General features: G+C 49.0%; 10 protein-coding genes. 1 reads left to right on the top strand and 9 read right to left on the bottom strand.

The genetic code is table 11. The features are described 5' to 3' along the window. From LKK83_RS06120 to LKK83_RS06110, 3 genes are all read right to left on the bottom strand, one after another. Window positions 1-903 (bottom strand): LamG domain-containing protein (locus tag LKK83_RS06120; RefSeq protein WP_324630061.1); only part of this gene is annotated, 903 nt, incomplete at its 3' end. 272 nt (window positions 904-1,175) lie between these two features. Further along, window positions 1,176-2,783 carry a ricin-type beta-trefoil lectin domain protein gene (locus LKK83_RS06115; RefSeq protein ID WP_324630060.1) on the bottom strand — a complete coding sequence of 536 codons (1,608 nt, stop codon included), beginning with the start codon at window positions 2,781-2,783 and terminating at the stop codon, window positions 1,176-1,178. Window positions 2,784-3,404: 621 nt separating this feature from the next. Next, window positions 3,405-3,962: an SCP2 sterol-binding domain-containing protein gene (locus LKK83_RS06110; protein ID WP_324630059.1), complete on the bottom strand. Its 558-nt coding sequence runs from the start codon at window positions 3,960-3,962 to the stop codon at window positions 3,405-3,407. Window positions 3,963-4,334: 372 nt separating this feature from the next. Between LKK83_RS06110 and LKK83_RS06105 the strand changes: the two genes are divergently transcribed. Next, entirely contained in the window at window positions 4,335-5,828 is a 1,494-nt protein-coding gene (locus tag LKK83_RS06105; protein ID WP_324630058.1) for a polyprenyl synthetase family protein, read from the top strand. Window positions 5,829-5,989: 161 nt separating this feature from the next. Here LKK83_RS06105 and LKK83_RS06100 read toward each other — a convergent pair whose 3' ends face one another. The 6 genes from LKK83_RS06100 to LKK83_RS06075 form a co-directional block, all read right to left on the bottom strand. Beyond that, window positions 5,990-7,294: a glycosyltransferase gene (locus LKK83_RS06100; protein WP_324630056.1), complete on the bottom strand. Its 1,305-nt coding sequence runs from the start codon at window positions 7,292-7,294 to the stop codon at window positions 5,990-5,992. Between the two features lie 149 nt (window positions 7,295-7,443). Then, entirely contained in the window at window positions 7,444-8,424 is a 981-nt protein-coding gene (locus LKK83_RS06095; protein WP_324630055.1) for a hypothetical protein, read from the bottom strand. 740 nt (window positions 8,425-9,164) lie between these two features. Next, the gene (locus LKK83_RS06090; RefSeq protein ID WP_324630054.1) at window positions 9,165-10,172 is read right to left on the bottom strand and encodes an RICIN domain-containing protein; all 1,008 of its coding nucleotides are present in this window, start codon (window positions 10,170-10,172) and stop codon (window positions 9,165-9,167) included. 1,539 nt (window positions 10,173-11,711) lie between these two features. Continuing rightward, a complete protein-coding gene (locus LKK83_RS06085) occupies window positions 11,712-11,864 on the bottom strand; it encodes a WD40 repeat domain-containing protein (RefSeq protein ID WP_324630053.1) in 153 nt (50 codons plus the stop codon). Window positions 11,865-12,071: 207 nt separating this feature from the next. Then, entirely contained in the window at window positions 12,072-12,551 is a 480-nt protein-coding gene (locus tag LKK83_RS06080) for a hypothetical protein (RefSeq protein WP_324630052.1), read from the bottom strand. A 188-nt stretch (window positions 12,552-12,739) separates the two neighbouring features. Continuing rightward, window positions 12,740-13,576: a metallophosphoesterase gene (locus LKK83_RS06075; RefSeq protein WP_324630051.1), complete on the bottom strand. Its 837-nt coding sequence runs from the start codon at window positions 13,574-13,576 to the stop codon at window positions 12,740-12,742. Window positions 13,577-13,717: the final 141 nt, after the last annotated feature.

Here is a 13,717-nt window from a genome sequence, read left to right as displayed (position 1 = left end):
GTTGGGATATTTTAGCATTTTTTGGTATTGGTCTGGAAACTGTTTGATTCCTTCTGGGCCGCATTCCGGAATTCCCATTTCGGCTTTGGCGGGCATCCATTTCCCGGATGGCGTAAAGGTATAGGTGACTTCGGCGTTGGTAGTATTGGTGAATTGAAATCCGGTATCCGAGTTGGTTGCAACTTGGAATTCACCTGTTAAGGATTGAGATTGGTCTGGGTTAGCCATTGCTGCACTAATTTGCTCGCCAGTTAGGGCCACGTCGTACAGGCGAAGGTCGTCGTAATCTGTAGTGGGAGCAAACTTCTGTTCTACGTTTGGCTGCAGCGATCGCCCCAATTTGAAGGGGTTTCCATTAGCAATGTTGGTAACGCCGCCACCCTGTTTTTCCCCAGAGAGAACCCCATCAATATAGAGTTTCACCGAAGTGCCTTGTCGGACTGCTGCAACATGATGCCATTTTCCATCATTTAAACCGGTGGCTTGACTATTGACGGCAATATAATTGCGACCCTGTTGATTTTCATCCAGTTCCACCGTGACCCGACCTTCAGGCCAAGATTCATGTTTCCCGGTCATCCGCAGGCAAAAGAAATTTCCGTGAGAACCGGCAGTACGATTCCCCACTAGGTCGAAGTAGCGATATTTTTCCGAGGTACGGAACCAGAGCATTACGGTAAAGTCTTTGGTTCCAAACTGACCCACACTGGTGCCAAAATTCACAAAGGAATCATTAGAACCATCGATATGAACTATCCCACCACTGTCGAAAGGACCGCCCGTTTTGTACGTTGCCTTTGCGGACAGGGTGCCGTTGGCTTTACCCGCCGAATCGGTGGCGACCGACCCTTTTTGTTCGTCAAAAGTCCAGCGATGTTGCGGATCTGGAATAGTCAGTGCCATGTTGCTTCTCCTAGTTGATGAGATGAGATTTATCGATTATTCTAGCAATCTTTTGTTTGAGTTTTACCCTAAATTTTAGATTTTTTTATAATTGTTTAATTCTCCCGATTTACAGGGGCAATACAGTAGATCCGCCAAAGCCTTCCCAGTCCATGTTGGTAAAGAGAAAAAGACTTTTGGCTTACAACTGCTAGAGTAAAACAATTGAATGAATAAAATGAGATTTGCCAGTGGCGGTGTAAACTCGATCGCTACTGTCAGTTCCTGCATTTTTATCGAGCGAAACTATAGACCGTCCCGGTGGCATTGTCAGCCCCAGAGGCACCCACCAGCAAGATTTTATCGCTAAGGGCAATGCTCGCTCCAAACGCGGCGTTGCTGGCTAAGTCGCTGGGTTGAAATTTATGGGCTTGCTGCCATTGGCCGTTTTGTTCTTCGTAACGATAAACTGCGCCCACGGATTGGTTGTTGGCGGAGGGAGCATCGTTAGAGCCGACAAAAATCGTGGTGCCATTTAAGGCAACTGCCGCACCGTAGCCATAGCGTCTGTCCGCTGCTTCCGAGAGGGTTTGTTTGTATTGCCATTGCCCGTTTTGGAATTGGTAAATGCAAACCTCATTGCGACCATAAATCGCGTTACCTACCACGGCGATATCTTTAGAAAGGGTGGACGAAATGCCAAAGTTGCCGTTGGTGGGTTGCGGGGGGGTGAGCTTTTGTTTTTGCTTCCACTGTCCGCTTTGGAATTGGAAAATATAGGCGGCTTCATTTCTGCCATAATTAGATTGCTGGCAGGCACCGACGATCGCCAGGTCTTCGCAAATTTTGAGGGAGTAACCGAATTGATTGCGCTGGGTCAAATCTGCGGGTTGCAGCTTTTGTTTGTATTGCCACTGCCCGTTTTCCAATTGATAACAGTAGGCAGCGCCGGCACCCCAACCGGATTCCCGTCGCGATCGCGGTGCGGCATTGCCAAAAGCTCCCACCAGAACCACCTTTCCTTCAATGGCAACCGAGCAGCCAAACGAGTCGCCATTTTGCAGATTCGAGGCTTGAACTTGCGTTTTTTGCTGCCACTGTCCGTTCTGGAATTGGTAAATATACGCAGCCCCAGAAAACGGCATACCCTGGCGCTTTTTACCCGGACAACCGACGATCGCCCAATTCCCAGATAACGCCACCGAACTGCCAAAGCGATCGTCCGGTTCTAGATCCGACGGCATTAGCTTTTGCTTTTCCTGCCACTTGCCGTTTTCCAATTGCAAAATATAGGCAGCGCCCGTATCGTTGCCCCGAGAATCCTCTCGACCGGCACCGACGATCGCCTCATTTCCCTCGATCGCCACCGCACAGCCAAATGCACTCTTCGGGCGTTTGTCGGAACTGGTAATAGTTTGCACTGCCGGCAATTTTGGTTTTGGCGCGGGCGGTTTAATTTCCTGTCCATTCTGGAACAATTGCCAGGTTTGATTTTGGGAATTGGCCGGATCCACCGTGGTGGCAATTACCGCATAGGAATTAATCACCAAACTGCCAAAGGTCACTCGATCGCGCCCATCGATGGTCAGCGCTAAGCCAGTGGCTTTATTAATTAGCAATCCCTCTGGTGTCACGTTCCATTGTTGATTCGCATCTCCATCGGTTCCGCGCACGGGATTGGCAATAATTTTATAGGTGTTCGGTTGGGTGCTGCTTTCTAAGTCGAGAGCGAAGCCATTTTTCTGGTTGACGATAAGTCCCGAGTCGGTAATTTTCCAGCGTTGGTTGCGATCGCCACTGTCCAAATCGGTAGCAATAATGTCCGCTCCGGGTGCTGTGTTGCCCCACTTGAGATCCAGGATAAAGCCATTAATTTTAATGGTCAGATCGGTTTTATTCATGGGCTGTCAATTCATTCACGATAGTAGATACTTAGCCTAGCTGCCGATAATTCCGTCAGTTCCAGGCGGGGAAGGTAAGCCCTCTGCATTAAATCCGGTGATTAGTATTCCTCTGTCATACGCACCGACATTCTGGATGACGGTGCCTTAGTCTGGTGCCTCGCAGGGGGCACAGTTTCAGATCGTGCGAGTTGGGAACTAGCTGGGTAAACTCAGCTCTATTTTAAACAGCATGTGGAACAAAAGTTTGTAAATTTTTTTGAAGTTTGCAGCGCCCTTGGGCCGGGAGGGGGCGATCGCGCTCCCGTGAGAGACCCCATTTCCCTGCACTGACAATCCCACCGTCTCATTCCCTACTTTTTAGCCGAATTATGGCTGTCATACCCATCCCTGGAATGCCTGCCATTAGAGCGATCGCCCTCGATGGAGGACCACCCCCACACTCTAGTGGGTAGATTTGCGGATATCGTATAGATTTTTTATTCTGGCAATGCAATTCTTGTCAAGGGCGCAACCTATACCTGCGGGCAAATTCGTATATAAAAGCAATTGCACGGTTATTAAAAATGCCATGCCAGCCAGGGCGATCGCCCTTCTCAGCCAAAGATTGCAGGCATTGTGCTAAGCATCCCCCGAAGCATAGCGGTCGAGGTCGGTGAGCAACACATCTTCTGGCACGCGAGCGATTAAAAACCCGTAATCCGGTTTCTGCGATTCCAGGGGGCGACAAGCACTCGGCGTCCGCAAGGGCCATTCAAGCTCGAATTCTGCCCACAGAGACTGCAATTGCGGGTCGATGGCACTATCGGCTAAAATCTCCACCGCCACGGCGTGGATTTTGAGCACATCTTCCAACTCCCCCCGCACGTCGAGATCCCCTGCACTCACGGCTGCATCCAGGGAGATTCGCGCCGCAATGATATCTTTGAGGGTATCCCCATCGGTGCTAAAGTTGAGGGGAGCGCTGTCAGTTCTGGCACTCGCCTCCACTTGCAGTTCCTCGCCCCCCTCGGCACGCAACCACAACTCGGTATCATCTACCGCGATCGCCGCAGTTTTTCCCGACACTGTGTCCACCAATGTTGCCCAGGTCGATCCGCCTCGGATTCTCAGTATTTCTACCAATTCCAGTATCCATCTTGCCAACTGCGTTCCCCGTTCGTTCGGCTCATTCACCATCTTTCCATGCTCGCCATTACAAGAAGATATCCTATTGTCTTAAACCTGAGGCTCCCCCGTCAATTCCCGGTGATGATAATTTCCACTAATATAAAAAATCAATGCAAGCTACTTTTGTTAATATTCTCAAGTAGGGAATTATATGTTACGATTAAAGACTTGCAGAGTTCAAAGCTGTAGAATCGACGATAACAGCGGAAAGAATTGATTTGCATTGATGGTAGACTCAGCCAGAGTAGACCCCACAGGAGGGAGATGGTTATCGCTCCCAGCAACAGGACGACACAATGGCGACAGTGGTTGTCAGTCCGAGAAAATAAGCACGCGAAATTAACGGTAACAGCAAAGCGCACCCTCGTCCATTTTTAGTCGATGAATGAACTATTCTTGTTTCTTGTTGTCGTTTTAACCTTTTATGGTTGGTTAGCCACTCTCTCCAACGAGAAACCGACTGCAAAAGGGACAAACAGAACCTATTGTCCACAGCCATTCGATAACAAACCCGAGCCAATTTGCGATCGCCACCACAATGGAAATGGTCAAGGGAGTTTCACCCCCACTGAAAATTCCCAACATCAGCTCCAAGAACCGATAACTCAACCGCGAGAACTCGTCCGAGCGACCAACGGGAAAGCCCCGGATTCTAGCCCTTCCGTTTCTACCCTTTCCCCTGCATCGGCTCGTGCAAAACCAATCGCGAGCGATACGATAGAATTGCCCTCGGGAGAAACCATCCCCCTACAGACGTTACCGCCGAAACAAAAAACCGAATTCGATAAAACAATTATTAACGAAGCATTGCACAGCTCGCGGGTGGCAGTAGGTGTAAAAATTAAAGAATTTATTGACAAAAAACGCAACAGTGAAGGAGCCTACGATCCGCTTTACGACATGCTGTTAGATTATCCCTTTCGGACCGGCAAAATGCTGCGTCCGACCATGTGCATTAGCGTGGCGCGAGCCATCGGAGGCATGGGACAATCTGCCGTCACCACCGCAGCGGCTTTAGAACTCTATCATAATGCATTTTTAATTCACGATGACATCGAAGATGGTTCGGAAGCAAGACGGGGAAAAGACACCTTACACCAAATGATTGGCATTCCTCGGGCAATTAATGTGGGAGATGCCACCAATGTATTGGCGGTGGGATTGTTGCTGGAAAATCTATCTTTACTGGGGGTTACGAAAACCCTGAATGTCCTGCAAGAGATTGAATTGATGGCGCAACAATCCGTAGAAGGACAAGCGATGGAACTGGATTGGGTGGCAAGCAATAGTTCTAATCTGCGCGATCGCGATTATTTCAAAATGTGCGTCAAAAAAACCTGCTGGTATTCTTTTATGACCCCCTGTCGCATTGGCGCGATCGTGGGCAACCCCAGGGTTAAAGCTAGCGAACTGGTGCAACCGTTGGCGATGTTGAGCCGATTTGGCATGGTGTTAGGCGTCGCCTTTCAAATTCAAGACGATCTGTTAAATCTTCAAGGAGACTTGAAACTCTATGGTAAAGAAATTGGCGGCGATATCTATGAAGGCAAACGCACCTTGATGCTGAATCACGCGATCGCCCACAGTCCGCCCAAATATTCTCAGCAAATCTTAGACATTCTCGCCTTACCCCGAGAACAAAAAACCCCAGAACAAGTCGCCTTTATTTACCAGCAAATGCAGGATTGCGGCAGTATCGAACATGGTTGGAATATCGCCCGCAATTTAGCCAATCAATCCATAGAAATCCTCGATTCGATGGATTTTCTCCAATCGGAAACTCCCCTCCGCCCCGGGGAAGAAGGATTGTCCGCCGTTCAAGACCGGCGCTTTCTCAAGGAACTGATCGACTATGTGATTTATCGCAATGTTTGACCCCTCTAGTTCCGAGAAATCAAGTTGGAGAAAAAGCGGCTAAAAAACTGGGCAGGAAACGCCAATGGGGGGCTAAGATGAGGAATAGCTGGGAACAGAATTAGCCTAACTCAAGGGTCCGCAATCCTGCAAAAGCGCGATGTCAATCCCCCCCCTTTTGATTACTCATCCCCCTTTTGCTCGCGGATTTGGTTGAGATAGGACACGATCGCATCTGCTGCATTGCCCACACCATTTTCCCCCTGCATCACCTGGCCAATTTCTGCCGCTTTTGCCGCATAACTCGGATTGAATAACAATTCCTTCAACTCACTGGCCATTTGCTGGGCGCTGGATTCGGAAAGTGCCAGAGTGCGACCCACCCCCAACCGCACCACACGGGCCGCATTATCCGGTTGATCGTGGGCGAAGGGCACTACTAACATCGGTTTGCCCGATCGCAATGCTTGTCCCGTGGTTCCCACACCTCCGTGATGGGCGATCGCCGCCGCCCGAGGAAAAATTTCCGAATGGGGTGCATAATCCACCGCGATCGCACCTTCGGGAAGTTCGTGGCGCGAAAGGGTATGTGCCGCCTGTCCCATCAACAATACCGACCGATAGCCTAATTGTGCCGCCGCTTTCGCCCCTTCCAGATAAAAATTGCCCGGAGTCCAGACAAATAACGAGCCTAAAGTAAACACAATTGGCGGTTCTCCGGCGGCTAAAAATTCCAGCAGTTCCGGGGATAAATGGGACTCGAAAGAAGCGCGGCGATCGTAAAAGGGAAAGCCGGTAATTTGGGTTTGTGGCGGCCAATCTGGCTGGCGATCGGCGAGGATTTGGGAAAATAAAGCCAAGACTAAATCTGGTGAATGCTGTCCTTCAAATACCGGATCTAAACCCGGTCCTAAACCCAATTCTCGCCGCAGTTGTCGCATCGGCGCACTCCAATAGCGCGTTTGCCACCGGGCCAAACGCAGCAACGAATCATCTGCTACTCGTTTGAGGGCTTGTTCGTAGGCAGATAAACTGCGATCGCCCTTTCCGGGTAGGTCGTAAGCAGACATGAAAGAAATCGGCGAGAGTACCGTAGACACCCAAGGAATACCTGTGGTTTGAGCCACCAACGACCCGGCAAAAGACAGATGATGCGTAATTAATAAATCTGCCCCTCGTACCGCTTGTTTTAAATCCCTGTAGGTTCCCCGCAAATGGGGCATCAAAACGTAACAAATGGCGTACTCGCTATCCCGTTGGGATTGTTTGAGTACCGCAATCCATTCACCATCTTGTTCGATGTCGATCGCCGCATTCGGTCGAATCGGACAAAATTCGATGCCTTCGGTTTCTATTTTCGGACGATAGTTTTCACTCATCGCGATCGCGGGATGGTATCCTCGCGCTTTCAATTCGAGGGCGATCGCGATATAAGGGTGAACGTCTCCAAACGATCCGTAGGTAGTGATGACAATGCGTGGACTCATGTTTTCCGAGTGACGGGATTGTTAAACGGGGGAAGCATCTGCGGATTGTAAACCGGGAGATACTTACGCCCGAGTTTTAGCTTACTTTATAAACATGGCTTTATCAGTTTTTCCCGCGATCGCCCCATAGCTCGATGTTAAATCGATGTTTAATCGAGAACCATCCAATCCACTGCGATACTGCCTTTATTATCCCAGTACCACCCGGGTTCGTCGTTGATTTTAAACGCCACTGTTTGACCGGGTTCGAGGGTAATCACGGTGTCGCTACCCACTTCTGCGATCGCTTCCCCACTGCCTTTATCCACTACCATTAAACAGTAGGGCGTATTGTTCGGATAGGTTAAATGACTGAGTAAATCTGCTCCCGGTTTGCCTGCAGCGCTGACTTCTTCTCCTTCTTTTACCGACCAAGTACCTGTAGGGGTCAGTTTGATTTTCGCCTGGGCTTCCAGCGGATTGGTCAATTCCACGCCGGCTTCGTTTGTGGCGGGAACTTCTAATTGACCCGATGGTAAAACTTTCGACTCGAAGGCTTTGTAAGTGACATTATCTTGGGAATAGTTGTAAAAGGCAATTCGTCCTTCTTTGAAATCCCCTTTGATGTCAATTTCTAAGTTGCCATTCACCGACACTTGCAAGCTGGTTTTGGTGTAAACAAAGTCGAAGCTGTATTCCACATTGTTTTGCCATCCGGTACTGCCCAAGTTTTTACCCCGCGCTAATTCGGTGACTTTGCTAGTATGTCCCCAAAAATCCGGTGTTGGTGACGGAACACCATTCACCAAAGATGCGGCCAATCCTGCTTTAGCTGTTACACCGCCGTAAGGCTGATCGCCTTTTTTCCAATCCACCAGTACGTATTTCGCCGAGGCATTTTTCGTGTCTCCTGGCGTAAATCCAAGGGCAAACCCAATATAATCATCATCGCCGCTATTGCCAACCATAATTTTTCCAGAAACTTTGGTGTTGAATACGTTAAAAGAACTGTAAAAAAAGGTCGGTTGTCCGTTGATGGACTGCACCACTTGTTGACCATCCGCCGATACCGTCCACCGACCCCCATTGGTCGTATAGGATTCTACTGTCCAGTTGTTCAGGTCAACTCTTTCGACTTTGATTTGAGCCATTGATTCCACTCCTGCCAAAATAGTGGTTTATATCGTTTTATCGACATGCATTGAGCGTGGGTCGCGATCGCCAGTCAATGATTGCCGTTGCCCCCTGGCGATCGCCCAGGCTGTCGAAAATTTCCCTGGGTCGCCCTGGCGTCTTGCGGGGCAATTTCCTTCCCACCCTTTCTCGGCAATACCGACCCCAACTCCTTGGGTCATTGGAAAAAATTACCGTTGTCATTTTTTCCTTTGCCATTTTTCCAATTTACCATTGAATGTCACTTATCGATTATTAAGAAAAGTTATTTTATTTTTAAATATTTTTTTACTTTATGAACGCAATAGTAAACCAACGCGGATTTTTAGGTGTGGTGTGGCCGGAATACCCTCGGATTGGGTGTGGCTAAACCAAGGAGTAAATCAACTCTGTCATCCAATTTATTGCTTTTTTTATTTAAAAGCATTATACTGGAGTCTGATGTTTTACCGCTATTGCCCCAGCTACAGTTAAGTGTTTTTACTTTTTTCATGTTCGTAAAGTTATATATCGTTGGCTAAAAAGGGCGCGATCGCCAAACAAAGCTGGGTGATGCCCAGCTTTGACCCCACCACAGAGAATCCACCCAAAACTCTAGCGGCTTGCTAGATACATTGCATCTATAGCACAAAAGAGAGGGGCACATGATTGGCGAGATGTCTCCGGGGCTTTCTTCTGCGATCGCACCGATTTTCATTCCCAATCCCACAGCATTTTTCTAGTCCGTCTCCACGGGAACAAATTCCCATTGTTGATTGATATCTTCGTTGACGAAAGCGCCGCGAAGCGGGGCCAAGGGTTCCGGTTTCGCCCCCTCAATATCGATGGCTAAATTGTCGTCGTGCTGGTTTTTTATGAACCCTTCTTCAATTTTCCACTGCTGGGAGGGCAACCCTTGAATGACTTGCAGCGGATTCACCACAATCAAACCATAGGGAGAGATTTCGCTGTTTTCAAAATCCAGGGCAAACCCATGCATTTTGCTAACGATCGCCCCTGTAGAAGTCAGTTTCCACAGTTGATTCGCTTCCCCAGTGGAATAATAAGTAACGACCCCGGTTCCGGGGGTCAGTTGACTGGCGGAAATATCCATCACCAAACCATTGTACTTGCTCTGAATCAAATAATATCCAGAGAACAAGCTTTCCGGGACAACAGCGCTATAGGTCACGTCCTTCTGGGCGTAGTTATAAAACCCAAACCGACCTTCGGAAAAATCGCCTTCTGCTTCTAGCTCTAACTGACCATCCACAAATATTTTTACCTTATTTTGCAGGAAAATAAAGTAAAAGCTATATTCGCGATTCCGCTCGTAGCCAGCAAATCCAAGGGTTTTGCCGCGCGTGATTTCCATAACGTTTCGCTGGTGTTTCCACAGGAGTTCCGCAGTGGGATATCCGGTGACTTCGGATAACGTCAATCCCAGATTTGCTTCGCCTTCATCAGTAGATTTCCAATCTACTAATAAATAGCTGCTCTCTGGGTTGTCAGGCTGATATCCCAAGACAAAGCCAAAATAATCGTCATCATCGCTGTTCACCGAAACTTTGGCAAGCAGTTTGGCATTGTAGAAATTAAAGTTACTATAAAAAATGGAAGGTTCGCTGTTCGTGGCTTGCACCACTTGTTGTCCTGATTCAGAAATATTCCATTGCGGAGGATAACATCCCACTGCAGCACCATAGCTGTGAACTTGCCATTTTTTTAAATCGGCTTTTGGAGGCATGATTTGATTTCTCCTTATCTTGAAACTAGCGAAATTTTAGTGAATTAGCTGGGAATAAGCTGTTGAACATTAAATTGGGTTAAGGTGACAAGCGAAATGTTAGCGTGTTCCGGGCAGCCTTCGCAAATGCATTCCGCTAATAATGTGGCTTGCGGCTGTTTCTCAATTTAGATGCCCACCAGCTTAGCTCACCAGTCAATATTCGGTGTGGCCAGGAGCCAAATTACACGGTTTTTCCCCCTGTAAGGAATTGAATAATTCGGGTTTAGACCCAACAAGAACCGCTTTTTTTCTGGGTGGAAAAAGGCGATCGCTCGCCGAAACTAGGGCGGTTCTGACATCTTAGTGAACCCTTCTCAATCATCGGAGAATTGCCTCTAAATGCCAGTTTCCCGAGTTTTCGCTCTCAAGTCGGTGCAAAACGACCCACAGGCTTCCCCTCCAGGAGAAACAGTCCTCTGCGCCAGGATATATAAAGGCGATCGCGCCAGAGTCTTTACACCCGGGCATTGATTGATTGCCAACCTAGTCGATCCCATCGGTGCATTCCAGTCAGGAGGATAGGAGTGACACCCATTCGCTTCCTCATTGGATAAGCCTAACTCCCAAAGTTTTAGCGTTGGATTTCCCCTCAGCTTTAGCTCTGGGTTGACATTCTCGATGGGGGTCTGTTCAGCAGACGCAGAGTGGAAAGGCAATCATTTTTCGGCTGCCTAGGGCCAGATCGTTGCTGCTACTTCTGACTCACATCAGAAGTGGTCTAGCCGTAGATATTAGCAGAGTTTTATTTTATGTCAAGACCGCAAAATGCCGAGTTGGGGGTTCTGTGAGTCTCAACCCAACCGCGATCGCCCCACCGCCGGGAAAACCGGATCCGCCCACCAGGGAGACCCTCATTTCCCCTGAGTTTATCTTCATGCAATCCCCATGAATTTAGCCTTCTCATCGGTCTCGATCGCGCCCCCGGTTTCCCCAATCCGCGATCGCCCTTTCCGGTCCCTTTGCCCCCACCCCCACCACCGGATAAGCCCCTCATTGTTTCCTTCTCCCTTACCCGCGATCGGCTTTTCCACTGGCCCCTCCCATCACCGCCAATTACTACACCGATAAGTTAGCCCCTACCCCAGAGGTTAGCTGATGTGTAACCATTTTTTAAAACAATGTGCTAAAACAGGCAGCCGAAGCCGAGGGGATAAGAGGCGTGAGTTAACCGCTTCACATTAAGGCGATTTTTCCAGAAAGGGGCGTCCCTATGCCAAACTCTCTCCCTATGCCTGCGGGCGCAACTATCGCCAAGTGATACAGATAAATTACCTCCCTTTGTGGATTCGCGAGACTCACTTGAGCTTTTGGAAGCGCTGGTCTATACAGAATACCCGACATCCGATTGATAAGGGTCTGAAAACCTGGCACTTCCGCGCGGAACCTCCTGGGTTATATACACTAGTTCTGGATTGACCAGAGGATGATGTCCACCCCCTGCCAGCCAACATATTGCAGATTGCCAACAGTAGGCAAACCCTCTACCCAACCGACCAGCTAACCCAACTCCCACAACCGCACCACACCAACGCTATCCGCCGAAGCGAGATATTTGCGATCGGGACTGAAAGCAACGCTCTTCACCATCTCCGTATGTCCCTCAAGCACCTGCCGTTTTGGGTTGGCCGACACCCGGGCAGCAGTTCCCACCGCCGCAGATCCGCCGGGGTATTTATCCCCCGCCTCATAGCCTGCGATCGGTTAAATAAAAATCGACTGAAAGCCTTATCACATATATATATTAGTCGGTTTTTAACCGACTTGAGCTATTAGGCGTGGGTTTAAACCCACGCCGGGTGTTGCTTCTTCTTCTTCGTTCACTTCGGCGCACTTTCAATTCCCCGCCTTATCTCTGCCTTATTTCGCCTGCACGATTTCCGAGATTTCATAGGCCAAATTAATTAAAAACGCAGCAGAATTTTTCTCCCCTCTTTCGGTCATCAACTGCGCCACTTGAGCCAGGGTTTGCACCAATCCTGCATCGATTAATTCCTCATTTTGACTCAACAGCAGCGCCACGTCTTCTCCCCGATCGCAACTTAACATCTGTTCGATTAATTTCAGATACGCTTCAGTGCGATTCATCGCCTCCGAGTTCATCATTTGTTCCGCCCGGTCGAACATTGGCTTTAATTGTTCCGCCAAACTGACCAGAAAACTCGCCGTATCTTCATTCCCCTCTTGTGCTGCTTTTGCCGCCGCCTGCTCCATCACCGCAATAAATTCGCGATCGACTAAATCGTGATGTTCCCGCAGCACCTTTACTTCTTCCCCACTGGGACAATCCAGCAATTTTTTTATCACCTGCACGTAAGCTCGAATTCGATTCTCTTCCATTGTTGTTTGTTTCCCCGTTTATCGATATGCTATTTTACCACAGGCTGAAGCAATTTTTCCAGGGGTTCCAGATAACTTCCCAAAAATTAACCCGAAAGCTAATAAAACCCGGGGCACTGAAATCGCGCGGAACTAGGCCAATTTGCCATGACAGAGTAATTCTTTTCCCCTCGATTCCGGCAAAGATGCTATTTTTCCAGATATTCTACAATTGTGCCCTCGGCAGTAACCCGAAAAAATGCGATCGCATCCCTTCCGGATTGTACGTTGGCCAACGCCAAAAACTGGGTTTCTCTACCGCTAGACCGGGGAATTCGATGGCGATATTTCACGTGCAAATGACCGCACAATACCCACTGCGGAGCCAGGAAATCCACTAACAAACGGGCGTATTCGTTGCCTACTGTGGTATGGTCGATACTGTATTTGCGAGTGACAAACTGCGCCGCATCCGCCGGATTTATCGCGCCGCAAGGCCAGTCATGGAGTAACAGAATATCCGGCGATCGCAATTCTAACGCCCGCTCGATTTCCGCTTCCGTAAACCCGATATACTCTTTATTGGAATAGCGATCGCACTGGGCGATATCCGGGCGACCCCGAGTAAACCGTTCTTCCCGATCGACCCCAGAAACCCCCACCACGTTCACTCCCTCCAGCGTTACCTCACCCACGTGACTCAGGTAAAAACAATTCGGTGCGATCGCCTCCCCCGCAAAGCAGCGATCGAGAAACCCATAGGGTTCGTGATTCCCCCCAATAAACCAAATCGGCCAAGGAAACATCGCCTTTCCCGTATAAAAATCCGGAAACTCTCCCACTTTGCGATACTTAGCCGGCGCATCCATTGTGGCCACATCCGCCGCATCCCGATGCAAGAAATCTCCCACTTGCAGCACAAACGCTAACGAATTCCCCGTGCGGTTTTCCCACCCTTGCAGCATTCCTAACATGGAATAAAAATGACCGTGAACGTCACCCACCGCCGCAAAAAATATATCGCGATCGGACACAGAAAAAGACATAAGCCCTCCAACCTCAGCCAATTATCAATCGGTCTACCTCTCAACATCGTCCCCATCGAAGTATGCGGAAAATTTATTCCCCCTCGGGGTTTATATAATCCCGAGGCCGGCGGCGGGATGGAAGGTTCTCCCTTGACAAAA

Origin of the sequence: Phormidium sp. CCY1219 (assembly GCF_035615515.1) — a bacterium.
Classification (GTDB): Bacteria; Cyanobacteriota; Cyanobacteriia; order Cyanobacteriales; family Laspinemataceae; genus CCY1219.
Note: the sequence above shows the minus strand (reverse complement) of the source record. Positions and strands in the feature narration are given on the sequence as shown.